Source organism: Caulobacter sp. HJHS_5, assembly GCF_056683955.1.
Genome location: NZ_JBWZNC010000002.1, coordinates 267,622 through 293,558, shown reverse-complemented (window position 1 = coordinate 293,558; position 25,937 = coordinate 267,622). Strand labels below are relative to the sequence as shown.

Here is a 25,937-nt window from a genome sequence, read left to right as displayed (position 1 = left end):
CCACCTCAGTGGTGCTCGGCGGCGGCCGGGGCGTGCGCGTCCTCGGCCGGCAGCGGCTGGGCGTCGTGGATTTCCGGAGCCGGCGCGGCGTGCTCCCCCTCCGCCGACCCCCGCAATTGCGGAACGGCCTCGGCGGGCTTGTGGGCTGGCGGATGCACTGCCGCCTTCACCGCCCGGGCGGCGCCGGCGTCGAGCACGAAGCCGATCTCCAGATCCTTGGCCGTCGACGGCGGGTCGTACAGGGCCACGGCGAAATGGCGCTCCTCGCCTGGCGGGATGCGCGGGTCTTCCGCCGCCGCCACCTTGCCCGCGACCCGCTTGCCCTGCGGGTTCAGAAGGCTGACGCGCAGCGGCGGGGCGAGCACCTCATGGTCCTCGATGTTGCGCAGCACGCCGGTGACGGTCAGGGCGGCCCGACCGTCCTGCAGCGAGGGCTCGGCCTTCAACTGCTCGATGACCAGCCCGACGCTGTTCACCGGCAGGCCGACCGCTGCGTAGGCCCCGGCCGTGCGCGGCGCCAGCCGCACCATCTCGACGCGGAACACCACCGCCACCGCCAGGATCGCCGCGAGGCACACCGCCAGCCCGGCCCAGATCACGCCCGTGGCCGCGGCCTCACGCACCCGCTTCTCATTGGTCGCCTTGGCGCGGAAAACCTTCGGCAGGGCCTCGCCCGGCAGTTCGCTCACCGGCGGCGGCGCTTCGGCCGCAGGTTCGGCGACAAACTCCGTCGCGCTGGCCAGCGCCCCGCTCGGCGGGGCTTCAGTCAACTCAAGCGGCGCATCCTTGAACGCGGTCCAGCGGCGCCCGCAGGCCGCGCAACGCACCGTGCGGCCATCGGGGCCGACCTTGTCGTCGTCCACGAAATAGCGGCTGGCGCACTCGGGGCAGGTCAGTATCATGGCGACGAATCGGACGCTCCCGCTCCCCTATCGAGGTCGCCGATTTCGGTCTCCATGTCCAGAAACCCTACCGTCGCAGATGCGGCAGATACGTCTCCCATCGTGCGCTTCGAAGGCGTGTCGATGCGCTACGGCCGCGGGCCGGAGACGCTGCGCGACGTCGATTTCAGCCTGGCGCCGGGTTCCTTCCACTTCCTCACCGGTCCCTCCGGCGCGGGCAAGAGCAGCCTGCTCAAGCTGATCTACCTGGCGCACGGCCCCTCCAGCGGACGCGTCGAACTCTTCGGCCGCGACATCTCGCAGGTGGCGCCGGGCGACCGGCCCTTCCTTCGGCGGCGCCTGGGCGTGGTGTTCCAAGACTTCCGCCTGCTGGAGCATCTGTCGGCCTTCGACAACGTCGCCCTGCCGCTGCGCATCGCCGGCGCCAAGCCTTCGGCCTATCGCGGCGACGTCGCCGAACTGATGGCCTGGGTCGGGCTGAGCGAACGCATGGGCGCCCTGCCGGCCACCCTCTCGGGCGGCGAAAAGCAGCGCCTGGCCATCGCCCGGGCGGTCGTCGCCCGGCCCGACGTCCTCATCGCCGACGAGCCGACCGGCAACGTCGATCCGCGCATGGCCCTGCGCATCCTGCGCCTGTTCGTCGAACTGAACCGGCTGGGCACGACGGTGCTGATCGCCACCCATGACGAGGAGCTGGTCGCCCGCGCCCGCCAACCGGTGCTGCGCCTGCAGAACGGGACGCTCGTCCAATGAGCTTCGACGCAAGCCGCTGGCGACCCGGGCCTCTGCTGCCGCCGCGCGACGCGCGCGACGGCTCGCTGGTGTTCGTCACCGCCACACTTTGCTTCCTCGCCTGCCTCACCGCCATCGCCGCCCTCGGGGCCGACCGCGCGGCCCGCGGATGGACGCGCCAGCTCTCCGGCTCGGCCACCGTCGTCGTCCGCTCGGCCGGCGCCCAGAGCCCGGACCAGTCGGCCGCCCGCGCCGCCGAGGCCCTGGCCGGCGTCGCCGGCGTCATCGAAGCCCGCGCCCTGGAGAAGGAGCGCGCGATCGCCCTGATCGAGCCCTGGATCGGCCGCGACGCCCTGATCGAAGATCTGCCGGTGCCGCGTCTCGTCACCGTCGATCTGGACCCGAAGACCCCGCCGCCGCCGGAGGCGCTCAGCGCCGCCCTCAAGACCGCCGGCGTCGACGCCACCGTCGATGACCACAGCCTCTGGATCGGCGACATCGAGCGCGCCGCCGGCGTCGCGCGCTGGTCGGCCCTGGGTGTCTTCCTGCTGATCGCCTCGGCCGCCGCCGCCGTGGTCGTCTTCGCCGTGCGGGCGGGGCTCACCGCCCGCCGCGACGTGGTCGAGGTGCTGCACTTGTCCGGCGCCCGGCGCTCGTTCATCGCCAATGTCTTCGCCGTGCGCTTCGGCGCCATGGCCGCCGCCGCGGGCTTGCTGGGCGGGGCCGCCGCCGCCATCATCGCCGCCGTCGCGCGCCTGGCCGGCGGGGGCGGCGGCTTCACGCCCGTGCTGCCGCTCGCCTGGAGCGACCTTCTGGCCACCGTGCCCAGCCCGATCGTCGCCGGTCTGGTGGCGGCCCTGGCGGCGCGGGCCGCGGCCGCGAGGCTGCTTGGGGAGATGACGTGAAGCTGCTGGCGGGTGTGTTGATCGTGGTGTTGGTGTGGGGCGCCGGCTTGCTGGCCTTCGCCGGCCGCGTGCAGCGCTCGACGCCGGCGCCCGAGCCGGCGGTCGCCGACGCCATCGTCTCCCTCACCGGCGGCTCCAACGTGCGCCTCGAGGCCGCCACCCGGTTGCTGGAGAACGGCAAGGGCCGGCGGCTGCTGGTCAGCGGCGTCAACCGCGACGCCACCCGCGCCGACATCCGCGGCGTCACTCGCGCCGGCAAGAGCCTCTACGACTGCTGTGTCGACCTCGGCTTCACGGCCGCCGACACCATCGGCAACGCCCGCGAGACCGCCGAGTGGGCGCGCGGCCAGGGCTACGACGACCTGATCGTGGTCACCGCCGACTACCACATGCCTCGCGCCCTGCTGGAGCTGCGCTCGGCGATGCCCGAGGCCCGTTTCCACCCCTACCCGGTCGCCACCGAGCCCCTCGACGCTCGCCGGTGGAGGGAGACCCGCAGCGGTCAACGCCGGATGGTGCTAGAGTATTCGAAGTACCTCGCCATCCTCTGCCGCGAGGGTCTGCGCAAGCTTGGCGTCAACGTCGAACAGGCCGAGAAGCCGCTGCCGAACGCCGCCTCGACAGCCGGAGCCCCCCAGTGACCCCCCGCACCCTGTTGTTCGCCATCTGGTTCTACCTGTGGATGCTGATCTACGGGACCGTCGGCCTGTTCACCTTCCTGCTCGGCCCGCGCGCCGTGGTGAAGGGTCTGCGGATCTGGTCGCACGGCAATCTGCTGGGCCTGCGCCTGTTCGGCGGCGTGAAGATCGAGGTGCGCGGCCGCGAGCACCTGCCGCCGGTCGGCCAGCCCGCCCTGATCGCCGCCAAGCATCAGGCGATGATCGACACCGTCGCGCCCTTCACCTTCGTCGACGCGACGTGCTTCGTGCTCAAGGAAGAGCTGACCAAGCTGCCGTTGTTCGGCTGGTACACCCTGGCCGGCGAGATGATCGCACTCGATCGCGGCGGCCAAGCCTCGGCCCTCAAGGCCCTGGTCAGGGACACCAAGGCCCGCATCGCCGACCACCGCAAGGTGATCATCTACCCGGAAGGCACGCGCGGCCCGCTGGGAACGCCACCCGACTACAAGCCCGGCGTCGCGGCCCTCTACAGCGCCCTCGACCTGCCCTGCATCCCCATGGCCACCAATTCCGGCGCCCACTGGAGCCATCGCGGCATGAGCATCACCCCGGGGACCATCGTCTTCGAATTCCTACCGCCGATCCCGCCCGGCCTGAAGCGCGCCGAGTTCATGGCGCGCCTGGAAGACGTCACCGAGACCGCCACCAACAAGCTGATCGCGGACAAGCTTTAATCCCGCTCATCCCCGCGAAGGCGGGGACCCAGGCTTTTTCTGAAATCCGCAGCGCCCATCGATAAAACACCTGGGCCCCCGCCTTCGCGGGGGTGAGCGGTGTTTTCTCAGGAAGCCTCCCGCGCCTCGACCATCGCCAGCAGGCGCTCCATGGCCCGGTCCTTCACGCCGTCCTGGCGCAGGTGCTCCACCAGGTCGCGCAGGTAGTCGACATTGCGGCCGGACAGCCCCGAGGCTCCGGCGATCAGCTCCGCCTGCCGTTCGATCGACAGGGCGCCCGCCCATTGCGGGTGATGCACATCCGACAGAAAGGTCAGGGCCTCGACGCGGCGACCGTCATCCAGCCGCACGGCCCTTCGCGCCTCAACGTAGGTCTCGGTCGGCTGCTCGCGTTCGCGGAGATAAGCGTAGACCTCGGGCCAATCCGCCTCCGCCACGCGATAGGCCGCGCCCCGCGCCGCGCCGCCCGGCGCCAGGCCCAGCACCAGGCCCGGCCGCTGGGGGGTGCCCCGATGATGCACCGAATAGATGCAGAAGGCGCGCCGCCTTCCGTGCAAGGTTGCGCCGCGACGCTCTTGCCAGGGGAACCCAGGGCGCCACATGAGCGATCCATAACCGTAGACCCAGTGATCGCCCGCCCGCTCGCTCATCGCCGCTCCAGGAACTCCTCGCTTGACCCTGCCCGACGCCGACCTGCCCCGTAAACCCCATCGACGCAGGTGGCTTTTCGCTCCTTACATCCTGTTGCTGCTCGTGGCCCTGGCCTGGACGGCCGGTTGGGTATGGCTGCGCGTCGCGACCATGCGGCAGATCGAGGTCACCGCCCAGGGTCTGCGCGACCAGGGCTACCAGGTCAGTTGGAGCGCGCGCCGCGTCGCCGGCTATCCATTCCGCCTGGACGCGAAGCTGAACGATGTCCGCATCGCCGAGCCTTCGGGCTGGGCGCTCGAGGCGCCGGAGCTTCATGCCGAGGCCGCCGTCTACGCCCTTGGCCGTTGGACCGCGGTGGCCCCCGGGGGCGTGCGTCTGATCCGCCCCGCCAGCGGCGCGGTGGTCGTGCGCGGCGAACTCCTGCGCGCCAGCGTCTCGGGTTTCGACAAGCGTCCGCCGAACATCGTCGTCGAGGGGCGCAAGTTGACCTTCGCCCGCGAACAAGGCGCCGCGCCCTATCCGTTCCAGACCGCCGAGCGCCTCGACCTCAACCTGCGCCCCGGGCCGGACGACCAAGCCGCCTTGCTGTTCCGCGTCGAAAACGCCCGCACCGAGCTGACCGGCCTGCTGGCCCGCGTCGCCCAGGATCGCCCGATCTCCGCCAACTGGGAGTCGATCCTCGGCCACATGAGCGCGTTCCATGGCCGCAACTGGCCCGAGGCCGTCCGCGCCTGGACGGCGGCCGGCGGGGCGATCAGCGTGCGCAACGCCAGCATCACCGCCGGCGACGCGGTGGCCGAAGGCAAGGCCGGCGCCCTCACCGTGGGCCCCGACGGGCGCATCCGCGGCGAGCTGGAGGTCGACCTGCGCGAAGCCCCGCTCAGCGGCGCGACGGCGGCGGCAGCCGCGGCCTCGGCCATGGCCGGCGGCGACGCCCAGGCCACCCTCACCTTCGACGGCGGCCAGACTCTGATCGGCCCGCTCTCGGTCGGCCCGGCGCCCAGAGTGTACTGAGCGTTTGACGCCGTACGCGGCGTCTCTATGGTCCGCTGCCTCACAGATCGGGGGACGATCATGGCCGAGGAAGGCGCATCGCCTTCGCTGGAAGAGGTTCGATGGCGTATCGACGCCATCGACACGCAACTTCATGCCCTTATCGATGAGCGGGCGACGCTCGCCACCGTGGTCGCCGCCGCCAAGCGCGCGGCCGGCGACGGCGACAAGTTCGGCCTGCGCCCCGCCCGCGAAGCCCAGGTGATCCGCAAGCTGCTGGAGCGCGAGCGCTTCTCGGTCACCCCCGCGCTGCTGATCAAGATCTGGCGCGAGCTGATGGCCGACAGCCTTGCTCGCCAGGGTCCCTTCCACGTTTCGGTTTACGGCGGCCACGCCCAGGCCCGCACCCTGGAGCTGGCCCGCAACCGCTTCGGCGTCGCGCCGCACATGTATCCGGTCGGCAAGGCCGAGGACGCCCTCGCCGCCGCCCGCACGCAAGGCGGGGTCGCGGTCCTGAGCCTCGCCGCCGAGACAGCCTGGTGGGGACGCATGCTGGTGACCCCGCAGTTGAAGGTGTTCGCCGCCCTGCCCTGCCTCTCGGCCTGGGGGCCTAACGCCGCCCTCGCGGTCGCCGAGGTCGCCGTCGAGCCGACCGGCGCCGACGAGACCTTCTGGGTCACTGACAGCGCCAAGCCCGCCGCCGCCATCGAGGAGGCCCTCGGCCGCGACGGCGTCGCCGCCAATCTGCTGGCCGACGTCGGCGGTCTGAAGCTCTTCGCCCTCGCCGGCTTCTACATGGATGGCGACGAGCGCCTGGCGCGCGCGCCCGGTTCGCTCACCGGCGTCATCGGGGCTGCGCCCGCGCCGTTCGACGTGTAAAGCCGCTCCCATGAGTGACCTGCAATCCCGCGCCGACGCGACGCGTCCCGAAGCCAAGCCCGGCATCCTCGCCATCAGCCCCTACGTGCCCGGCAAGGCCAAGATCGACGGCGTCGCCGATCCGGTGAAGCTGTCGTCGAACGAAAATATTCTCGGCAGCAGCGCCGCCGCGCGCGCCGCCTATCTCGCCGCGGCCGACAGCCTGCACATTTATCCGGACAGCCGCGCCAACGCCCTGCGCGCCGCCATCGCCCAGGCCTTCGATCTCGAGCCCGAGCGCCTGGTCTTCGGCGACGGCACCGACGAGGTGCTGCACCTGCTGAACCAGGTCTTCCTGGAGCCCGGCGACAACATCGTCATGGGTGAGTATGGCTTCGGAGCCTATTCCATCGGCGCCCGCGCCTGCCAGGGCGAGGTGCGCTTCGCCGCCGAGCCGGGCCGCCGCATCAGCGTCGAGGCGGTGCTGGCCGAGGTCGACGAGCGCACGCGTCTGGTCTTCATCACCCAGCCCGGCAACCCGACCGGCACGTTCCTGACCCGCGACGAACTCGCCGCCCTCCACGCCGGCCTGCCGCCCACCGTGACGCTGGTCATCGACTGCGCCTACGCCGAGTTCGCCGACGATCCCTCCTTCGACGACGGCCTGGCCCTGGCGCGCACCGCCGAGAACGTCGTCGTCACCCGCACCTTCTCCAAGCTGCACGGCCTGGCCTCCCTGCGGATCGGCTGGATGTACTGCCCGGCGCATATCGCCGACGCGACCGATCGCATCCGCCCGCCGTTCAACACCTCCATCGCCGCGCAGGACGCCGCTGTCGCCGCCCTGGCCGACGTCGCCTTCCAGCAACAGTCGCACGATCACGTCGTGCAATGGCGCCGCTGGTTGACACAGCAGCTCGGCGGCCTCGGCCTTGAGGTCACGCCTTCACAGGCCAACTTCGTGCTGGTCGCCTTCCCGCAGACTCCGGGCCGCACCGCCGTCGAGGCCGCCGCCGCCCTCGAACGCGGCGGCTACATCGTCCGCGCCGTCGGCAACTACGGCCTCCCGGATCACCTGCGCATCACCATCGGCCGCGAGGAGCACAACCGTGCAGTCATCGATATCCTGAGCGGGTTCCTGGCGGGATGACGGCCATCTACCCGCGCATCGCCATCATCGGCTGCGGCCTGATCGGGGGCTCGATCGCTCGCGCCGCCAAGGCGTTCGCCGCCGCCGATGACGTCGTGCTGTTCGACGCCAGCCCCGAGGTCCGCGCCCGCGTCCGCGAGATCGGCTTCGGCGACCGTGTCGCCGAGACCGCCGCCGAGGCGGTCGAGGGCGCCGATCTCGTGATCATCGCCACCCCCGTGCTGACCATCGGCGCGGTCACCCGCGAGATCGCCGAGCATCTGAAACCCGGCTCGACCCTGACCGACGTCGGCTCGGTCAAGCACGCCGCCGCCCAGGCCATGGTCGGCCATGCGCCAGAGGGTGTCTTCGTGGTCCCGGGCCACCCCGTCGCCGGCACCGAGCACTCCGGCCCCGACGCGGGCTTCGCCGAGCTGTTCCGCAACCGCTGGACGCTCATCACACCGCTGGAGGACCGCAAGGACCAGCCGGACTACAAGGCCGCCGTCGAGAGGCTGGCCGATTTCTGGCGCGCCCTCGGCGCCAACGTCGAGCTGATGGAGGAGCGTCACCACGACCTCGTCCTGGCCGTCACCAGCCACCTGCCCCACCTGATCGCCTACACCATCGTCGGCAGCGCCAACGACCTGGAGAACGTCACCGAGAGCGAGGTGATGAAGTTCTCGGCCGGCGGCTTCCGCGACTTCACCCGCATCGCCGCCTCCGACCCCACCATGTGGCGCGACGTCTTCCTGACCAACAAGGAGGCGGTGCTGGAGATGCTGGGCCGCTTCACCGAGGACCTGCAGACCCTCTCGCGCGCCATCCGCTGGGGCGAGGGCGACAAGCTGCACGACCACTTCACCCGCACCCGCGCCCTCCGCCGCGGCCTGATCGAACTCGGCCAGGAAAGCGCCGAGCCGAACTTCGGGCGGAAGAACTAAGGGATCGTTGGCCCCTAAACACGATTAGCGGTCGTCATTCTGAGCACCGGCAAGCCGGCCTATCGGAAGACGCAAAGCAATCCCTCAGCGAGCCTAGCGCCACGCCAATGTTCGCTTTTTGTTCTATGCAAAGAACCAGCGTTCTGTTAAGCTGAAGCTATCCGCCGCGCATGCTCGCGCCGCAATCCCATGAGTAGGAAATCCAAGGATGGCTAATCCGCCTGTGCAAGGTCGTGCGCGCATACCGACGAAGTCGGATCAACCAACGCGCGGCGCAAAGGTCTTTGGCCCGCTCGTCAGACCCGAGCATGAAGGTTCAGGCGGAATCGCCGGCCGTGCTCGTTCAGGCATCGCCGCTTATGTTGACGAACATCCGGAGCATCGATCCGCCGCCATGGCCGCAGCGAACATTGCTGGTGCAGGAGCGGGCGTTGTTCGTGGCGGCTACCATATGGCGAAAGGCCTCGTGGACGCTGCGGAGGTCGTGCAGCGCCTGGCAAACCCAGGGCAGGATTTCGCGACAGGCCGTACACCGGTTGGGCTCGAACTGGCTCAGCTAGGCATCGACGCGGGCCGCTACGTCGCAAAGGGTGTGGCGAACCCAAAGGGCGTTGCAGACGATATCAAAACCGGCCTGCACGCCGCGAAGGTCGCCCTTGTCCCCAGCGCCTCGCCCGCCGCCGGCAACACGTCTGATGAACTCAAACGCCGGTTCGCCATCGGGATGAACCAAGGCGAGGTTGGAGCAAACGTCGCGTCATTGGCCATTGGTGGCCCACTCGCCAAATCCGCCGGTAGACTCGGCGACGCGATGGCCGTGCGCCGGGTGCTTCCTGCGAAGTACATCGCACAGGGGGCCTCGCCGGAGTTAGCCGAGTATCTGGCTCAGCCCTACGAGGGGATGGGATCGCACTACGTCCCTCGCAGAATGAACCCTCCGGCGAAATTTCGAGACAGCGAGTTCAATGTTTGGAAGCCACAGGGCATCCAGCGTGGCGAATTCTATGAAGGACATGCCCTAAGGGACGACAAGTTCTCTGGCGCGCGAGTGCCGGACCAATTCAAGGGTGAAAGCTGGAAGTTCAGTCAGTCGGGCTTGAAGCGCTACGGGCCCCTTGCGACTGCCTTCCATGGCGCGCCCGGTCCTTTGAAGGCCCGCATGGGAGGTCTTGGCGCCGCGACGGGTGGGGTTGCTTACTCCACGAGAAGGGGGAGAGACTAATGAAAGTGTTTCAACTCGGCGCGTTCACCAGCGACCTGCCTGACGATCAGATCGAAGATGAAGCCGGCGACAACATCATCCAGTTCGGGGGCCAAGGCGTCTCTCGAGTCATAGCCCAAGCCCTGCGTGATGCCGGCTACAGCGTGAGCGAGCCCGAGCACCTCGCCGAACTTGGTTGGGAGTTCGACGTGGCTGGCGATCAGAACCTCTGTCTGAGACTTTCGGACCTCGGCAGGTTCTTCACGTTGCAGGTCATCGGCGGCGCGTTCCTCGCCTTTCGCCCAAACCTGCAACGCTTCCAGGCCGCAGTCCTCGAGACTGTGACAGAGGCGCTCAGCCGCGACGCTCGCTTCCACGATGTTCTCTGGTTCGAGGAAATCGGCGGAGCCTACGGTTCAACAAGCCCCGTCGTAGGTGCGCCAGACGGCAAAGAGCGGGCCGCGCCGGACACCTGGGATTGGTTGAGCTGGAAAGAGAATTGAGCTTTCTGCTCACGGTCTGAAAACTTGGCGTTTTCTCCGAGTCTCGACGTTCCAGCTTCACCTTCGGCATCTCGGCGCCCAGCCAACCTCACGGCCGCGCGGCCGCCATCGCCGCCCTCACCCTCAGCTCAACCCGTGAGAGCCCCGTCGTCACGTCCGGCGCCCCATCGAGCGTGGTCATGTAGGCCTTGAGGTCGTCGGTGTTGATCCGCCGCACGGCCTTCTCGCGCGACCACTCCTGCCCGATGGTCTGGCCCATCTTGCATGCGGTCGAGGTGATCGCCGCGGCCTGGTCCGGCCGCCCCCGCTTCACCAGCTTGCCGACCACGTCGTTCCAGTTCGGATTGCCCGGCATGCACTGCATCATCGGCAGGTTCTTGCAGCTGCCTGTCCAGAAACGGCGATACCAGGTCGCGTGGATGGGGGTGTCGAACTTCAGCCCGGCCGAGGGCTGCACCACGCCCAGGCAATCGGGCCGCACATATTCCTGCGCCTGAACGACGGTCGCTGTCAGGGCGAGGATGGCGGCGAACGGAAATGACTTTTGAATCATGTCCTTAACCTTGCGGGCCAAAGGCTACGTCTTCGTTACGGCCTCGTCCATCGCCGCCAGGCGCTCGTTCCAGAAGCCGCCCATCCGCATCAACCACACCGCCGCCTCGCCGAGCGCCTGGTGGTTCACCGAATAGAGCCGCTGCTGGCGATTGGGCCGCACGCTGACCAGCCCGGCCAGGCGCAGGGCGCGCAGATGCTGCGAGATGGCCGGGGCGCTGACGTTGAACTGATCGGCGATTTCGCCCGCCGGATACTCACCATCCGACAGGAAGGCGACGATCTGCCTTCGCGTCGGATCGCCCAGGACGGCGAAGGTGTCGGAAACGGCCATCCGGTCAGCAGGCCGCACCTGCTCCGCCCAAGTCAAGCCTTGAGGAACTCACCGACCGTCTCGATGGCGTCCACAAGGCCGACGCGCTGCACCTCCACGCCCGGCGGCAATCCGCTGAACAGCCGCGTCGGCGCGGCGGCGTCCAGCATCACGAACACCCCCTTGTCGTCCGCCCGGCGGATCAGACGGCCGAACGCTTGTGAGATGCGGGCGCGGGCGATGGAGTCGTCATAGGTCTTGTTCCCGAACCGCGCGCGCCTCGCCTTGTGCAGCAGGTCCGGCCGCGGCCAGGGCACCCGATCGAACACCAGAAGCCGCAGCGAGCGCCCGGGCACGTCCACCCCGTCGCGCACCGCGTCGGTGCCCAGCAGGCACGCGTCCTCCTCGGCGCGGAAGATGTCGACCAGGGCGCCGACCTCCAGCGGGTCCACATGCTGGCCGTAAAGCGCGATGCCCCGGTCGGCCAGCGGCCCGGCGATCTGCTCGTGCACCGCGCGCAGGCGGCGGATGGCGGTGAACAGCCCCAGCCCTCCGCCCCCGGCGGCGCTGAACAGCTCGCGCATGGCGGCGCCCACCTGGCGGGCGTCGTCCTTGGCGACGTCGGTCACCACCAGGGCCTTGGCGTTGGCCGCATAGTCGAAGGGCGAGAGCAGTCGCAGGGTCTTCGGCCGGTCCGGCAGTCGCGCGGCGCCGGTGCGCATCTCGGCCAGGGCAAAGGGGTCGTCCAGGCTCTCGTCGGCCAGGGTGGCGCTGGTCACCAGCACCCCGTGCGCCGGGGCGATGACGGCGGCGGTCAGCGGCTCGCTCGGGTCCACCCAGTGCCGCCGACAGGCGGCGTCGACCACCCGCCCGTAGAGGAAGGTGGCGTCGAACCAGTCGACGAAATCGGGATCGTCCTCGGCGTCCTCGTCGATGGCTCGCAGCATCGAGCGCCAGGCCGGCAGGGTCATCCGCGCCCGCCGGTCGAGCCCGCGCAAGGCCCCCTCGATCCGAGCGCGTTCCGAAGCCCCAAGCGTCGAGGATTCCTCATCGAGCACATCCTCCAGATGCCGCGCCAGGGCCAGCAAGGGCGCCTCGACGGAGCCCAAGGCCCGTGCGGCCTCGGCGGCGTGCTGGCGCACCAGATCGGTGGCCGGCCGCGCGGCGCATTCCTGGCCGATGTCGGACGGATTGGCGCGCGCCCGCAGCTGCTCCATCACCGCCACCAGGAAGTGTTCGATCGGTCCGATGGGATTGGCCTGGCTGTCCGGCGGCGCGATCCGTCCGCTCCAGCCCTCGCCCGGCAGCACCGAGGCGGCGCGGATCACGTCGTCCAGCGCCCGCCGCGCATCCTCGCGGTCGCCGATCATGTCCGAGAGCCGGATCTCCAGTCCCCGCCCGCGACGCCCCCGGCTCTCCGGCCCCCGGATCCACCGCCGCATCTCCGCCGCCTCGGCCCCGGAGAGCGCCGCCGAAAAGGCGCTGTCGGCGGCGTCGAACAGGTGGTGGCCCTCGTCGAAGACGATCCGCTTCAGCGTCGTCGTCTCCACGTCGGTCTTCTGCCCCCGCGCCGCGCGGGCGCCGTCGAAGGCGGCCTGGGTCATCACCAGGGCATGGTTGGCGATCACCAGCTCGGCCCGCCGCGAGGCCCGCACCGCCTTCTCGATGAAGCAGGCGCGATAGTGCACGCAGCCGGCGTGCACGCACTCGCCGCGCCGGTCGACCAGGTTCTGGGCCGAACCCTGCGAGGCCGGCGCCACATAGAACAGCGTCGGCAGCCAGGCCGGAAAGTCGCCGCCGGTCATGTCGCCGTCGCGCGTCGCCCGCGCCCAGCGGGCGGCCAGGCCGACGCCGATCAGGTCCGCCCCGCCGAGTTGGGCGGTGTTGACCATCTCCTGCAGGTTCAGGAGGCAGAGGTAGTTCTCGCGTCCCTTGCGGACCACGGCCTTTTTCGCCCGCACCGCCGGATCGGGATAGAGCGCCCGGCTCTCCCGCTCGATCTGTCGTTGAAGGGCGCGCGTGTAGGTCGAGATCCACACCGCCGGCCCATTGGCCTCGGCCCACAGCGAGGCGGGCGCCAGATAGCCCAGGGTCTTGCCGACGCCGGTGCCGGCCTCGGCCAGCATCATCTGCGGCTCGCCTTCCCGCTCGCGCGGCTGGAAGGCGAAGGCCGCCTCGGTGGCGTAGAGCGCCTGGGTCGGCCGCGCCTCTGTCAACCCGGCCTTCCCCAGCAAATCGGCCAGGCGCCCGGCGGCGGCATGCGGATCGATGGGCTTGGTCCCGCTCTCGCCGAGCGGCGCCTGGTCCTCCCACTCGGCCGTGCGGGTCCAGACGTCGAGGCCCGAGCCGCGGAACATGTTCCCCACCGGCGCCGAACGCAGCGCCCCGATGGTCGCCGGCCCCCAGGCCCAGCCGCCCCTCGCCAGGGTCTCGGCGATGGCCAGCACCTCCTCGCGCGAGGGCCACGGCGCCGTCGCCAGCTCGTGCAGCAGCCGCCCGCAGGCCTCGCGCAGCGTCGCCGCCTGCTCGCCCGCCCCGCGCGGCTCCGGCAGGCCCAGCGCCAGGGCCAGGCCCGCCGCCGACGGCGCGCAGAACTGCGCCGGCCGCACGAAGGCCCACAGCTCCAGGGCGTCGAGGCAGCGCGGGCTGCGCTGTGGCGCATGCAGCCCAAGCCGCTTGGCGGTCATGCCCGCATGGGCGACCAGCACGGGCCCGCTTTCGAACAGGTCGCGCGCCGAAGGAGGCCGGATCTGCCGCGCGCCATCGGCGTCGGCCACCGCCGCGCGGGGGCCGGGCAGCACCACCAGGGCGGGGGCGAGATCCAGGGCGGTGGTCAAGGCGTTCACACCCAATGCCTAACCGGACTCGCCCCGAAACGGAACGGGAACATTGACGCGCCCCGCGACGAGTGCTTGCTGATGGCCATGAGCAAAGCCTCCGCCCACCGTCACTCCCTCCTCTGGGCGCACCTGAAGATCGTCATCACAGGCGCGATCGGCATCGTCGCGGCCGTGGTCGCGCGCACCTTTCCGGCCACCGCGCACCACTATCTGCTGATCGGCTGGGACATCGGCGCGGTCGCCTATCTGATCTGGGTCTGGCGCGTCTTCCTGTCGTTGGACGAGGCCGATATCCGCGCCCGCGCCTCGGAGCATGACGAGAAGTCCGGCGTGCTGCTGCTCCTCGTCCTGGCCCTGATCGCCGTCAGCCTGGGCGGCATTGCCGAAGCCATGTTCGCCGCCAAGACCCTCCCGCCGCAGGACAAGGCGGTCAGCGCCGGCCTCGTGGCCCTGACCCTGGCGCTCGGCTGGCTGATGCTGCAGTCGGTGTTCACCGCCCACTACGCCCATCGTCACTATGTGGAGACGGCCCGCAACAAGGACGCCGGCATCGGGTTCCCCGGCGAGCCGCCGACCAGCTACCTCGATTTCTTCTACCTGGCGTTCAGCGTCGGGGCGACGTTCCAAGTCTCGGACAACTCCATCGGCTCCACCCGCCTGCGAAAGCTGGTCACCGCCCACGCGGCGGCCGCCTACATCTACAACACGGCCATCCTGGCGGTGGGCATCAACCTGCTGGCGGGTTTCGTCACCCAGTGACCGGGTCCCTGCCTCTGCAGTTCGAAGCCTGGTTCGCCGCACGCGGCTGGGCGCCGCGCCGCCATCAGCTGGAGATGGTGCAAAAGGGCCGCGACGGTCGCCACGCCCTGCTGATCGCCCCCACCGGCGGCGGCAAGACCCTGGCCGGATTCCTGCCCAGCCTGATCGATTTGGCCGAGCGGCCGAAGCGCAACACGCCGCCCGGCGTCCATACCCTCTACATCTCACCGCTGAAGGCCCTCGCCGTCGACGTCGAGCGCAACCTGATGACGCCGATCCGCGAGATGGGCCTCCCCATCGTCGCCGAGAGCCGCACCGGCGACACCGGCCAGGCGCGCCGCCAGCGCCAGCGCGTCAAGCCGCCGGACATCCTGCTGACCACACCCGAACAGCTCGCCCTGTTCTGCGCCTGGGAAGGCGCGCGCGAGTATTTCGCCGATCTTTCCTGCGTGATCATCGACGAGGTCCACGCCATGTGGCCGTCGAAGCGCGGCGACCTCCTGGCGCTCGACCTCGCCCGCCTGCAGCAGTTCGCGCCCAACATGCGTCGGGTTGGCCTCTCGGCGACCGTCGATGATCCGGACCTGATCCGGCGGTGGCTCTCGCCGGGGGCGGCGGTCCTTCGAGGCCCCCTGGCGGGGGCGCCTCAGGATGAGGTTGGGATTGCAGGGACGCCCTTCGACAGCGCTCCTCATCCTGAGGTGCGAGCGCAGCGGGCCTCGAAGGATCATCGCGAGCCCGACCGCGTCTCTGAGGTCGATCTCGTCCTCGGCGATCCCGGCGCCCAGCCCATCGTCGAGGTTCTGGTCAGCGAAGGCCGCGTGCCCTGGTCGGGCCACACCGCCGAGCACGCCATGGGCGAGGTCTACGACCTGATCCGACGTTCCAGGACCGCACTGGTGTTCGTGAACACGCGTTTTCAAGCCGAATTCGCGTTCCAGGAACTCTGGGCCTTGAACGACGAGAACCTGCCGATCGCCCTGCACCACGGCAGCCTCGCCGCCGAGCAGCGCCGCAAGGTCGAGGCCGCCATGGCGCGCGGCGAGCTGCGCGCCGTCATCTGCACCTCCACCCTCGACATGGGCATCGACTGGGGCGACGTCGATCTCGTGATCCAGCTGGCCGCCCCCAAGGGCTCCTCGCGGATGGTCCAGCGGATCGGCCGCGCCAACCACCGGCTGGACGAGCCGTCGCGCGCCATCCTCGCCCCCGCCAACCGCTTCGAATTCCTCGAATGCCAGGCCGCCGCCGACGCCATCCGCGAAAACGCGCTCGACGGCGAACCCGCCCGCGTCGGCGCCCTCGACGTCCTGGCGCAGCACGTCATGGGCTGCGCCTGCTCCGAGCCCTTCGACCTGATCACCCTCTATGACGAGGTGCGCACCGCCGGCCCGTTCGCGGACCTGACCTGGGAGGATTTCGAGACCGTCGTCGATTTCGTCTCGACCGGCGGCTACGCCCTGCGCACCTACGACAAGTTCCGCCGCATCGTGAAGCGCCGCGACGGCCTCTGGACCGTTCGCGATCCGGCCACCGCCGCCCGCCACCGCCTGAACGTCGGCGCGATCGTCAGCCCCGAGACGCTCAACATCCGCATCGCCGCCGGCAAGCGCCAGACCGGACGCAAGATCGGCGAGGCCGAGGAGGGCTTCTTCGAAATGCTGGAGGCCGGCGACACCTTCGTCTTCGCGGGCGGCGTCTGGCGGTTCAACGGCATCGTCGGCGTCGATGTGCTGGTTTCCCCCGCGCCGAACAAGGACCCGAAGATCCTCTCCTGGGGCGGCTCCAAGTTCCCGCTTTCGACCTACCTGGCCAAGCGCGTGCGCGACATGATGCGCGACGAGAGCGTCTGGCCCAACCTGCCCGCCGACGTCTGCGAGTGGATGACGGCGCAGAAGGATCACTCGGTGATCCCCGGCGCGGACGAGATGCTGCTGGAGACCTTCCCCTGGCGGAAGCGCTTCCACCTGGTCTGCTACCCCTTCGAGGGCCGCAACGCCCACACCACCCTGGCCATGCTGCTGACCCGCCGGCTGGAGCGGCTCGGCGTGCGCCCCACCGGCTTCGTCTGCAACGACTACGCCCTCAACATCTGGGCCATCGGCGACATGGCCGGCGTCGATCTCGACGACCTCTTCGCCGAGGACATGCTCGGCGACGACCTCGAAGCCTGGCTGGAGGAAAGCTATCTGATGAAGCGCGCCTTCAAGGGGTGCGCCATTGTGGCCGGGTTGATCGAGCGTAGATTCCCAGGGCAGGAGAAGTCGGGACGCCAAGTCACCTTCTCGACCGACCTGATCTACGACGTGCTCCGCCGCCACCAACCCGACCACCTGATGCTGCGCTGCGCCCGGGAGGACGCGGCCCTGACGCTGCTCGACACCGCGCGCCTGGCCGAGATGCTGCGCCGGATTCGCGGCCGCATCCGCCACGCGCCCCTGGAAAAGGTCTCGCCCTTCTCGGTGCCGATCATGCTGGAGATCGGCCGCGAGCGCGTGGCCGGCGAAGGCGCCGAGGCCGTGCTGGCCGAGGCCGAGGAAGACCTGATCGCCGAGGCCCTGTCTTGGTAAGGATGGGCTCGTGAGCGCCGAACCGGTTCGATATCCCCTCCCCCCGTTCGCCGGCAGCGGCTGCGGCGGCCTGACCGTCCAGGTCCACGGCGCCGAGACGCTGCTGCGCTGTTCGGGTGCGATGTGGCTGCCCGCGTCACGCACCCTCGCCGTCGCCGACCTGCATTTCGAGAAGGGCAGCGCCTACGCCGCGCGCGGCCAGATGCTGCCGCCCTACGACACTCGCGAGACCTTGAACCGCCTGGAGGCCGAAGTCGCCGCCCTGGCTCCCGAGGTGCTGGTGTTCATGGGCGACACCTTCCACGACTCCCGCGCCGAGACGCGTATAGCCGCCGACGACCTTGCCCGCGTCGCCGCCCTGGCCAGCGGTCGCACCCTGATCTGGGTGATCGGCAACCATGACGAGCACGCCCCGCTCGACCTGCCGGGCGACAAGGTCGACGAGCTCGCCGTCGAAGGCCTGACCTTGCGCCACGAGCCCCAGCCCGGCCTGCAGCCCGGCGAGGCGGCGGGCCACCTGCATCCTTGCGTCAAGGTCGCCGGCCGCGGCCGCGCCGTGCGCCGCCGCGCCTTCGTCACCGACGGCTTGCGCCTGATCCTGCCCGCCTTCGGCGCCTACGCCGGCGGGCTCAACATCATGGACAAGGCCTTCGCAGGCCTGTTCTGCGCACCGCCCTTGGCGGCCGCGCTGGGCGCCGCCAAGGTCCACGCCATCGGCTGGCGGTCCCTGCGCCCGGACTGAGTCAGCGCGGCGGCCCCAGCACCGTCAGCTCGTTCAGCCCGTCCTGCGGGACGATCTCGTAGGTGAAGTCCATCAGACCGGCGGGGTCATAGGCCTTGATCAGCACCTTGCGACCCACCGGCAGGCGTAGGGTGCAGGGCGTCTCGCAACGCTGGCCGCGGGTGACGACGCGGACGTCCGGCACGGGCGAGGTGATCGCCACGTTCGCCGAGGCGCAGCCGCCGAGCGCCAGCAGGGCCAGCGCCGCCAATCCTTTGACGGCCCGGCGCGCCATCACATGTGCAGCGCGGATTCGAGCGCCAGCGACAGCGAGAGCGCGGCCCCCAGGGTCAGCAGGGTGCGCATGCGTGGCCGCCAGGTCGGGGCGTCCTCCAGGTCCTGGTCATGGTGCGAGAAGCTATAACTGTCCCACGCCCACTGCACGATGAAGGCTGTCAGGAAGCCGCCGATCCGCCAGTCCGCCGGCATCGGCGCGGCTTCCAGAACCAGGGCGACCAGCACCGCCAGCATGGCCAGGCCGATGGTGCGCCAGCGCGGCGTCTCGGTGATTTCGAAGCCGGCGCGCAGTCCGCCGATGAAGGCCAGCATGATGGCCGAATAGGTGATCAGGGCCGTCAGGGCCGGGGCCGCCTTGGCCGGAGGCCCGTAGCAGAACAGCCCGGCGGAGATGAAAAACGGCGTCAGGCACGCGAGCAGGAATGCCCAGGCCGTCGCCGGCGCATGGATGCGAAGGTCCTTCATGAGCCCTGCATGCCTTCCCCCTACCGTCTACGGAACGCTACCGAGGCCCCCCAGCCTGCCAGCAACGCCACTGCTACAGAAGCCAGACCATAGGTCCAAGGCCGTTGATGCGCGAGCAGATAGAGCGCTCGCTCGGCCCCCACCTTTTCCACGCGCAGGGTTCGGTCCCGGATCGACACCGCCCGCCCGTCCTGAAACAGCACGATGCGAGCGGAATATTCGCCGATCGGCGCCGAGGCCGGCAGCTGGATCTCCGAGCGGAACAGTCCGCGATCGACGAACTGCACCCCCGCCGCATCGGCGTTGTAGAGCCCCGCCGCCGCCTTCAGCCGCAGCACCCCGCGCCGCCAGTCGAGATAGTCCGGCCCCAGGCTGGAGACGACCATGTCGCGCACGCCGTAGCGGGTCGAGATGCGCTGCTCGGCGGGGGCGGCGATGTTCAGGTGGTCCAGGCCCGCGCCCAACCGCCGCAGGGCGGCGAAGCCCGCGATATCCGGCAGCGGACGTGTCGAGGCGGCCATGTAGAAGCCCGGCGCGCCTTCGAACACCACCGGGCGGCCGTTGATCCAGATGCCGGCCATGCGGCTCTTGCGGGCGATGCGGATCGGCTGGTCCGGCCCGCGAACCAGCACCACCACATCGCTGGGTCGGGCGGCGGGATCGAACACCGCCCCGTAGAGCACGATGCGCGCCCCCCGGAAGCCGGAGGTCACCCGCACATGGGTTTCGGTGAGCGCGGCCGAGACCATGGCTGACGAGGGCTCTGCCACGACGGTGGGGGGAGGAAGCGCCGCCTGCATCAACCGGCCCCCGTCATCAGCACGAAGGGATCGACCGGGGTCACGAACAGGCCGATGCCCATCCGGAGGCCCACCACCAGCACCAGCAGCGCCAGCAGCGCCCGCAGTTCCTCGGCGCGGAAGCGGGCCGAGGCGCGCGCCCCGAGCTGGGCGCCGACCACGCCGCCGGCCAGGAGCAGGGTCGCCAGTACGATATCGACCGTCTGGTTGCGGCCGGCCTGCAGCACGCTGGTCAGGCTGGTGGTGATGACGATCTGGAACAGGCTGGTGCCGACCACGACGTTGGCGGGCATGCGCAGCAGATAGACCATGGCCGGCACCAGGATGAAGCCGCCGCCCACCCCCATGATGGCCGAGAGAATGCCGACGAACACCCCCAGAAGCACCGGCGGAATCACGCTGATGTACAACCGCGAGCGGGGGAAGCGCATCTTCAGCGGCAGGGCGTAGAGCAGCATGGGCCGCCGCTCCCGGCGCGGCTTGGGCGGCTCGCCCCGTCGCCGCCGCACGATGGCGCCCAGCGACTCCCAGAGCATCAACAGCCCGATGACCCCGAGGAACAGGAGGTAGGACAGCGAGACCACGAGGTCGGCCTGGCCGAGCAGGCGCAGCAGGCGGAAGGCCTCGACGCCGATGATCGAGCCCACCGCCCCGCCGGCCGCCAGCACCCCGCCCATCTTGAAATCGACGGTCTTGCGGCGGGCGTAGCTGATCACCCCCGACACCGACGAGGCGGCCACATGGTTGGCCTCGCTGGCCACGGCCACCACCGGCGGGATGCCCATGAACACCAGCACCGGCGTCATCAGGAAGCCGCCGCCGATGCCGAATAGCCCGGAGATGAACCCGACCGCCGCTCCCAACACCACCAGCAAAGCGGCGTTGACCGAAACCTCGGCGATGGGGAGGTAGATATCGAACACTCAATCGCCCTGACTGGGAACGAGCGCCCCAAATCCCACAGTAGCCGGCCCCTTCCGCATTGGAAGGGCAGGCAGGCCTACCGCGCGAAGACGCTCAGCTTCTGGCTGGTCTCGGGATCGAGGGCGCCGGAGACCTTGAGGTTCTGGTCGCGCTGATAGGCGGACAGGGCCATGCCGAAGGCCGGCGAGGCGGAGCCGTCCGTCGGCCCTTGATAATAACCCAGCCGGTTCAACGCCCGCTGGGCCATGCCCACGTCGCTCGAGGTGTTGACCGCCAGCACCTGCGAGCCGTTCGGAGCGGCGGCGCGGAAGCCGTAGGCCGAGCGCTCGGCGGCGACCTGGGCTTCGGCCGAGAGCGTCGGCTTCAGGCGCTGGCCGGCGGCCTTGGAGTCGGCGTCGCCGCCGCGCGCGGCGATCAGATACCACTTGTAGGCCTCGGCGGCGTTGGTGGTGACGCCGGCGCCCACCTCATAGAGTTGGGCCAGGTTGTATTGGCTGTCGACCAGCCCGAGCTCGGCCGCCCTGCGGAACCAGCTCGCCGCCATGGTGGGGTTCTTCGCCCCTCCCAGGCCCTGATAGTAGTAGAGCGCTAGATTGTGCATCGCCCCGCGGTCGCCGCCCTGGGCGGCGCGCTCGGTCCAGCGGCGCGCCTCCACGATGTCCTTCTTCAGGCCCAGTTCGCCGTTCTCATACAGCTTGGCGAGGTAGAACTGCGCCGGCGTGTAGCCGAGGTTCGCGGCCCGGCGCATCGCCTCGATCCCGGCGCGATCCTTGGCCTCCACCTTCGCCTTGGCTTCCGCATAGAGCGCGGCGCCCGTCTGGGCGGGCGGCGTTTGGGCGGCGGCCGGCGCTTGCGACGCGGCGGCGCCGGCGACCGGTGCGGTCACGACAGCCTGAGCCTGCGGCGCGGGAGTCGCGGCCGCCTCGCCGCCGGCCACGACCGCGCTCTTGCCGTCGCGCGCCTCCATGACCCGCTGCGGAGTCTCACCGGTCGGCGTGCCGTTGCGAACCGAATAGAGGGCGTAGCCGCCGCTCAGCGTCGCGGCCACGGCGGCGACCGCCAGGGCTCGCTGCAGGTTGGCGCCGGCCGGTTCACGCGCCTTGCCGAGCCCGAACACCGAGCGCCCGCCGCCATCGCCGGTCAGCGGCGTCAGCTTGTCGGCGCTGTCGGCCTTCTTGACCTTCTTGCCCTTGCGGTCCTGCGACTGGGCGGCGCGAGCCGCGGCGCGCGCCTGCTCGATCACCTCGCGGGTGGTCAGCGGGCGGTCCATGATATCGACCGGCGCTTCCGGCTCCGACTCCGACGCAGCCTGCTCGGGCTCGAGCGAAGCCTCGGCGGCGACAGCGATTTCTGCTTCCGCCGACGTGTCGTGGGTCTCGGCGCGAGTCTCGGCCTGGACGCCGACGGCTTCCGGCTCGAACGCATCTCGCGCTTCGAACCCTTCCGCAACCTCCAACGCGTCCTGTGTCTCGAAGCCGACCGCCGGCGCGACCTCGGCCTCGGCCTCGGCGGTCAGCTCGGCTTCCGAGGCTTCTTCCGCGACCTCGGCCGCCGGCAGGGCGAACTCACCCGCCGCGTCGAAGGCGTCATCGTTGAAGTCGAGCGCCTCGTCGTCGTCCGGGAATGCGGCGGTCTCGACCGGCGGGAAGTCGTCCGTCTCGAAGGCCGACGGCGGAGGCGGGGCGTAGACCTTCGGCGATGCATACGCCTCCTCCCGCGCGACCTGCGGACCGAACGGCGAAGCGAAGGGGGCCGCCGCGAAGGGCTCGGCGAAGGGCGAGGCCGACTCGGGCGCCGCGGCGGCGATCTGCTCGGCGACCTGTTCGGAAATCTTGCGCTGGGTGTTAGCCAGGCCGGCGTCGATGCGCTCGCGCGCTTCCTCCAGCAGGCGGACGGTGCGCTCCTCGCTCTGACGGATGCGATCGCCGAGTTCGGTGCTCGCGCGCTCGTTGCGCTCGCTGATGCGTTCGGTGACGCGCGCCACCTGCTCGCCGACGTCGTCGATCGCCAGGGCGTTGCGGCGCTCGGCGTTGGCGATCCGCTCGGCGAGGCGTTCGGTGATGCGGGCGATCTCGCCGCCCAGCTTCTCCAGGGCCTGGGCCTGGGCGCCATCGGCCCGGTTGACCCGCGCCTCCATGGCCGCCGCAATACGCGCCACTTCGCCGCCCACCTGTTCGACGACTTCCGCGTTGCGGGTCTCGGAAGCCTCGACGCGCCGCCCCATGGTGTTGGCCAGGGTTTCGAATTCCTGGCCCATCCGTTCGATCGCCTGGGCCGAGCGCTGCTCCGCCGCCGCCACATGCGACGACATTTCAGCCAGACGGCTTTCGATGCGGTCGAAACGCCCCTCGGCGGTTTCCCGCAGCCTGTTGGCCATCTCGACGCGGGCCGCTTCCATGCGGCGGCTCAGGTTGGCGGCCAGTTCCTCGAGCCGGCGATCCGCCGCGCCGCCCGCCGTTTCCACCGTGTTCAGGCGGCCGTCGAGGGCGTTGAACGAGGCGCCGAGCGTCTCGATGGCCTCGGCCGTGCGCGCCTCGGCCGCTTCCAGGCGCTGGCCGATGCGCCCGACCACCGCGTCGACGATCTCGTTGGTGTCGAGCGGCGGCAGGTTGTGGCCCGCGGCGCCGTCCATCTCCATCCGCGCCACACGCGCCTCGACGTCCGCCACCGCTTGCCGGGTGCGCGCTTCACCATCGTACAAATGGCCCGCGACCTTTCCGAGGGCTTGCTCGAGCGCCTTCAACGCCTCGGCCGACCGGGGGCCGTGGGCTTCCAGTTCCATCCGACGAAGCCGTTCGGCGGCGCGCGATTGCTCGGCCTTCACCTCGTCGACAGCGCCTTCGAACCGGGCCGCGACGGCGACGTGCTCGCGCTCCGACACGTCGAGCCGGCCGATGACGCCGCGCACCGATTGATCGATTCCGCTGATCGCCAGGGTCGAGCGCCGCTCGGCGGCCTCGATACGCTCCGACAACCGCTCCAAGGCGGCCGTGACGCGGCCCACCTCATCGGCGGGATGCTCGGGCGCGCGGAAGCGCGTCGGGGCGTCGCCGGTCGCGCGCGGCTCTTCACGATAGGGTTCGCGCAGGGGCGAGGCCGAAGGATAAACCGGCGAGGACAGGGCGGAGGGCGCGAAGGGATTGGGCTCGGATTCGCCCGCCGGGCTCACCGTCGCCTCTTCGTCTTCGAGGATCAGCCGGTTCAGCAGCTCGCCCAGAGTCATCCCGCTGCGACGCGCCAGGTCCTTGGCCACTTCACGCGCTTTCGGGTCGATGCCCTTCACGCTCCAAGGCGCCCCCGCGCTCATCCGAATCGTTCTCCTGGGACGATGTAACGAACGCTAGCCATCGATTCCTGGTGTGTAAACGAGTGGTGAACACCAAATCTTGAGTCGCGGCATTTTGGCTGTGGACAGTTCCTTCGTCCTTGCAGCTCGCAATGAACCCCGTCGTTCCGCGCGACCCCCGTCTAGGCGCAGCCTTGCGCCGTGGCGAGGCGGCGGGCAGAAGCTCCAGCATGGACATGCTGCTCACCATCGCCCTCACCCTGCTGTTCGCGGGCTTCACGGCCTTCTGCGGCTGGCGCGGCGCCCGTCCGCCGGAGCCGTTGAAAGGGCCGCGCATGGCCCCCTGGCGGCTGTTGATGCTGCTGTCAGCCGCCGGCTGCCTGCTGATGCTGACCCACCTCGTCAACCTGCTCGGCTTTGCGACCGGCCACTAGAGCGCGCCAGGGTTAAGTGTGCGCGGTTAACCCGCCCAGGCGCGCTCTAAACATTAGAAAGTAGAGCCTTTTCCAACGGGCCAGATGATGCCATCTGGCCCTAAAAGGCTCTAGCCCGCGCGGCGTTTCGTAAGGCCGGCCATGCCGCCGGACGACAGTAGTCCGACATCCGCCATCAGGAACGGGATCGCCCAGCGGTGCGGCGTCGCGATGTATCGCGGCTGCCAGAGGGGATCGTACTTGTCCTTGTACTTCCGCACGCCCTGAAAATTGTAGAAGTTCTCGCCCCGCTCGAAGAGCAGCGCCCCGAGCCGCGACATCATCGGCGCCAGGGCCCGGTCATCCAGCCCCGCCAGCGGGGCCGCGCCGAAGTCGAGGGCCGTGTACCCTTCCGCCTTGCCCCACTGCAGCAGCTCCACGAACAGATAGTCCATGATGTTGTGCGGCGCGTCGGGGGCGTAGCGCATCAGGTCGATCGAGAAGGCGCCCTTGTGCGCCGTGGTCCACAGGGTCGCGAACGCCTGGATCCCCCCCTCGGCCCGCACCACCGCCACGGGCCCTTCCGACACATAGCGCGCCTCGAAGCCGCCCAGCGAGAACGCTTTGTCGCCGCCCGCGTGCGTCGTTAGCCAGGCGTCCGACACGCGCTTGAGGTCGTCCATGATCGCTCGGGCGCCGCCCGGGGGCAGCACCTCAAAGGTTGCGCCGTCCTCGCCCGCCTTGCGCCAGGCTCGGCGCAGATTGCCGCGTTTGCGGCCTTCCAGCGAAAAGCCCTCCAGCGGCGTCAGCGCCAGTTCGCCGATCTTTTGGATCGAAAGGCCGAGCTCAACGACATCGGGCAGATCGTCGGGACCAAGGCCATAGTAGGCGACGCGGGCGGCGTGGGCGTAGGCCAGTTCGCGAAACCGCCAGAACATCTCCAGCCGCTCGGCCCGCTTGCCGACCGGCGGGCCGAGCGCGATCCATGAGCGCCCGCGCACCCCGAACATCAGGAAGCTTTCGCCCGACGGCGAGAACAGGAACCGCTTGTCGCCCAGGAGGGCGAGGTTGGCGGAAGGCTCGGCGTATTCCGCCCGGGCCAGGATGGCGCGCACGCGCTCGAAGTCCGGATCGTCCTCCCCGGCGACCTTCGGCGTGGCGGCGGTCGCGATCAGTCGCCAGGCGCCGATGGCGAACAGCAGGATCGCCGCGGCGGCCGACGAACGGATCGCGCGGTTGAGGTCCTTGTCGGCCAGCGACTTCCACCATGGAACGTCGCCGAAGTCGGCGTGGGCGAACGACCACCAGCCCAACAGGGCCGCCCCGGCCATCACCGCCGCCATCGAGGCCAGCCAGCCGGGCGTCACCTCCATCCGGCTCAGCGCCGCCTGCCGCCAGAACGCCCGTCGCACCGGCAGCAACAGCAGGGTCAGCAGCGCCAGGGCGGTCGCCTCCTCCCAGGCCAACCCCTTGAACACCGCCAGCACGGCGGCGATGGGCAGCAGCGTCACCGCCGCCGTCCAGGCCGCGTCGAGGCGCGAACGCAGGCCGAAGGCGATCAGCAGCAGCGAAAGACCGAGGAGCGGCGAGAGGAAATGACTGACCTCGATCAGCAGCGCCGGGGCGTAGACCAGCAGCACCACGAAGCGGGTCGGCAGCGACGGCGTCGCGGCCGACGCCAGCAGCATGGCCCCCGCCGCCGCGGTCAGCACGGCCGCGACCGGCGGCGCGACGCCCAGAGATGCGGATCGCAGTTCCCTCAGCAGGCTCAAGCCAGGCCCCTCGTCGCTATGGCGCGGAGCTTACCGAGACTCGGAAGGCGGGC

General features: G+C 70.1%; 25 protein-coding genes. 14 read left to right on the top strand and 11 right to left on the bottom strand.

What is annotated here, in order from left to right:
- Positions 1-5 precede the first annotated feature (5 nt).
- Positions 6-902: a DUF3426 domain-containing protein gene (locus tag ACFLIT_RS05015; protein WP_479910102.1), complete on the bottom strand. Its 897-nt coding sequence runs from the start codon at positions 900-902 to the stop codon at positions 6-8.
- Positions 903-956: 54 nt separating this feature from the next.
- Here ACFLIT_RS05015 and ftsE point away from each other — a divergent pair, with 54 nt between their 5' ends.
- From ftsE to ACFLIT_RS04995, 4 genes are read left to right on the top strand one after another with little or no spacing between them, the layout of a single operon-like run.
- Positions 957-1,655: a cell division ATP-binding protein FtsE gene (gene ftsE, locus ACFLIT_RS05010; RefSeq protein WP_479910101.1), complete on the top strand. Its 699-nt coding sequence runs from the start codon at positions 957-959 to the stop codon at positions 1,653-1,655.
- The gene (locus ACFLIT_RS05005; RefSeq protein WP_479910100.1) at positions 1,652-2,539 is read left to right on the top strand and encodes a cell division protein FtsX; all 888 of its coding nucleotides are present in this window, start codon (positions 1,652-1,654) and stop codon (positions 2,537-2,539) included. The genes ftsE and ACFLIT_RS05005 overlap by 4 nt, the downstream gene beginning before the upstream one ends.
- The gene (locus ACFLIT_RS05000) at positions 2,536-3,180 is read left to right on the top strand and encodes a YdcF family protein (RefSeq protein ID WP_479910099.1); all 645 of its coding nucleotides are present in this window, start codon (positions 2,536-2,538) and stop codon (positions 3,178-3,180) included. Before ACFLIT_RS05005 ends, ACFLIT_RS05000 begins: the two co-directional genes overlap by 4 nt.
- A complete protein-coding gene (locus ACFLIT_RS04995) occupies positions 3,177-3,893 on the top strand; it encodes a lysophospholipid acyltransferase family protein (RefSeq protein WP_479910098.1) in 717 nt (238 codons plus the stop codon). The genes ACFLIT_RS05000 and ACFLIT_RS04995 overlap by 4 nt, the downstream gene beginning before the upstream one ends.
- Positions 3,894-4,000: 107 nt before the next feature.
- Here the strand turns inward: ACFLIT_RS04995 and ACFLIT_RS04990 are convergent, their stop codons facing one another.
- Positions 4,001-4,543 carry a gamma-glutamylcyclotransferase gene (locus ACFLIT_RS04990; RefSeq protein WP_479910097.1) on the bottom strand — a complete coding sequence of 181 codons (543 nt, stop codon included), beginning with the start codon at positions 4,541-4,543 and terminating at the stop codon, positions 4,001-4,003.
- 22 nt (positions 4,544-4,565) lie between these two features.
- On the opposite strand from ACFLIT_RS04990, the gene ACFLIT_RS04985 reads away from it, so the two are divergent.
- From ACFLIT_RS04985 to ACFLIT_RS04960, 6 genes are all read left to right on the top strand, one after another.
- Positions 4,566-5,558 (top strand): DUF2125 domain-containing protein, encoded by a 993-nt coding sequence (locus ACFLIT_RS04985; protein ID WP_479910096.1) that lies wholly within the window; start codon positions 4,566-4,568, stop codon positions 5,556-5,558.
- Positions 5,559-5,618: 60 nt separating this feature from the next.
- Complete coding sequence (locus ACFLIT_RS04980) at positions 5,619-6,416, top strand: chorismate mutase (protein ID WP_479910095.1); 798 nt, start codon at positions 5,619-5,621, stop codon at positions 6,414-6,416.
- 10 nt (positions 6,417-6,426) lie between these two features.
- Positions 6,427-7,545, top strand: a complete 1,119-nt coding sequence (gene hisC / locus ACFLIT_RS04975; RefSeq protein ID WP_479910094.1) for a histidinol-phosphate transaminase — start codon at positions 6,427-6,429, stop codon at positions 7,543-7,545.
- Positions 7,542-8,468, top strand: a complete 927-nt coding sequence (locus ACFLIT_RS04970; protein WP_479910093.1) for a prephenate/arogenate dehydrogenase family protein — start codon at positions 7,542-7,544, stop codon at positions 8,466-8,468. Before hisC ends, ACFLIT_RS04970 begins: the two co-directional genes overlap by 4 nt.
- A gap of 208 nt (positions 8,469-8,676) precedes the next feature.
- Positions 8,677-9,690 carry a hypothetical protein gene (locus ACFLIT_RS04965; RefSeq protein WP_479910092.1) on the top strand — a complete coding sequence of 338 codons (1,014 nt, stop codon included), beginning with the start codon at positions 8,677-8,679 and terminating at the stop codon, positions 9,688-9,690.
- A complete protein-coding gene (locus tag ACFLIT_RS04960) occupies positions 9,690-10,172 on the top strand; it encodes a hypothetical protein (RefSeq protein WP_479910091.1) in 483 nt (160 codons plus the stop codon). Before ACFLIT_RS04965 ends, ACFLIT_RS04960 begins: the two co-directional genes overlap by 1 nt.
- An 88-nt stretch (positions 10,173-10,260) precedes the next feature.
- Here the strand turns inward: ACFLIT_RS04960 and ACFLIT_RS04955 are convergent, their stop codons facing one another.
- The 3 genes from ACFLIT_RS04955 to ACFLIT_RS04945 are packed head-to-tail and all read right to left on the bottom strand — an operon-like array spanning position 10,261 to position 13,874.
- The gene (locus ACFLIT_RS04955; protein ID WP_479910090.1) at positions 10,261-10,725 is read right to left on the bottom strand and encodes a hypothetical protein; all 465 of its coding nucleotides are present in this window, start codon (positions 10,723-10,725) and stop codon (positions 10,261-10,263) included.
- 24 nt (positions 10,726-10,749) lie between these two features.
- Positions 10,750-11,058, bottom strand: coding sequence for an ArsR/SmtB family transcription factor (locus ACFLIT_RS04950; protein ID WP_479910089.1), 309 nt, complete (start codon positions 11,056-11,058; stop codon positions 10,750-10,752).
- Positions 11,059-11,090: 32 nt separating this feature from the next.
- The gene (locus ACFLIT_RS04945; protein ID WP_479910088.1) at positions 11,091-13,874 is read right to left on the bottom strand and encodes an ATP-dependent DNA helicase; all 2,784 of its coding nucleotides are present in this window, start codon (positions 13,872-13,874) and stop codon (positions 11,091-11,093) included.
- Positions 13,875-13,955: 81 nt separating this feature from the next.
- Between ACFLIT_RS04945 and ACFLIT_RS04940 the strand changes: the two genes are divergently transcribed.
- The 3 genes from ACFLIT_RS04940 to pdeM are packed head-to-tail and all read left to right on the top strand — an operon-like array spanning position 13,956 to position 17,948.
- The gene (locus ACFLIT_RS04940; RefSeq protein ID WP_479910087.1) at positions 13,956-14,636 is read left to right on the top strand and encodes a DUF1345 domain-containing protein; all 681 of its coding nucleotides are present in this window, start codon (positions 13,956-13,958) and stop codon (positions 14,634-14,636) included.
- Positions 14,633-17,206 (top strand): ligase-associated DNA damage response DEXH box helicase, encoded by a 2,574-nt coding sequence (locus ACFLIT_RS04935; RefSeq protein WP_479910086.1) that lies wholly within the window; start codon positions 14,633-14,635, stop codon positions 17,204-17,206. Before ACFLIT_RS04940 ends, ACFLIT_RS04935 begins: the two co-directional genes overlap by 4 nt.
- A gap of 10 nt (positions 17,207-17,216) precedes the next feature.
- On the top strand, positions 17,217-17,948 hold the full coding sequence (pdeM, locus tag ACFLIT_RS04930; protein WP_479910085.1) for a ligase-associated DNA damage response endonuclease PdeM: 732 nt from the start codon (positions 17,217-17,219) through the stop codon (positions 17,946-17,948).
- 1 nt (position 17,949) lies between these two features.
- On the opposite strand, the gene ACFLIT_RS04925 is transcribed toward pdeM, so the two are convergent.
- The 5 genes from ACFLIT_RS04925 to ACFLIT_RS04905 form a co-directional block, all read right to left on the bottom strand.
- Positions 17,950-18,222 carry a hypothetical protein gene (locus ACFLIT_RS04925; RefSeq protein WP_479910084.1) on the bottom strand — a complete coding sequence of 91 codons (273 nt, stop codon included), beginning with the start codon at positions 18,220-18,222 and terminating at the stop codon, positions 17,950-17,952.
- A complete protein-coding gene (locus tag ACFLIT_RS04920) occupies positions 18,222-18,689 on the bottom strand; it encodes a DUF3429 domain-containing protein (protein ID WP_479910083.1) in 468 nt (155 codons plus the stop codon). The genes ACFLIT_RS04925 and ACFLIT_RS04920 overlap by 1 nt, the downstream gene beginning before the upstream one ends.
- Positions 18,690-18,709: 20 nt before the next feature.
- Positions 18,710-19,438, bottom strand: coding sequence for a TIGR02186 family protein (locus ACFLIT_RS04915; RefSeq protein ID WP_479910082.1), 729 nt, complete (start codon positions 19,436-19,438; stop codon positions 18,710-18,712).
- Positions 19,439-19,488: 50 nt separating this feature from the next.
- Positions 19,489-20,412: a sulfite exporter TauE/SafE family protein gene (locus ACFLIT_RS04910; protein ID WP_479910081.1), complete on the bottom strand. Its 924-nt coding sequence runs from the start codon at positions 20,410-20,412 to the stop codon at positions 19,489-19,491.
- 77 nt (positions 20,413-20,489) lie between these two features.
- Entirely contained in the window at positions 20,490-23,720 is a 3,231-nt protein-coding gene (locus tag ACFLIT_RS04905; RefSeq protein WP_479910080.1) for a peptidoglycan-binding protein, read from the bottom strand.
- A gap of 209 nt (positions 23,721-23,929) precedes the next feature.
- On the opposite strand from ACFLIT_RS04905, the gene ACFLIT_RS04900 reads away from it, so the two are divergent.
- The gene (locus ACFLIT_RS04900; protein ID WP_479910079.1) at positions 23,930-24,133 is read left to right on the top strand and encodes a hypothetical protein; all 204 of its coding nucleotides are present in this window, start codon (positions 23,930-23,932) and stop codon (positions 24,131-24,133) included.
- Positions 24,134-24,243: 110 nt separating this feature from the next.
- Here the strand turns inward: ACFLIT_RS04900 and ACFLIT_RS04895 are convergent, their stop codons facing one another.
- Positions 24,244-25,884 carry a GNAT family N-acetyltransferase gene (locus ACFLIT_RS04895; protein WP_479910078.1) on the bottom strand — a complete coding sequence of 547 codons (1,641 nt, stop codon included), beginning with the start codon at positions 25,882-25,884 and terminating at the stop codon, positions 24,244-24,246.
- Positions 25,885-25,937: the final 53 nt, after the last annotated feature.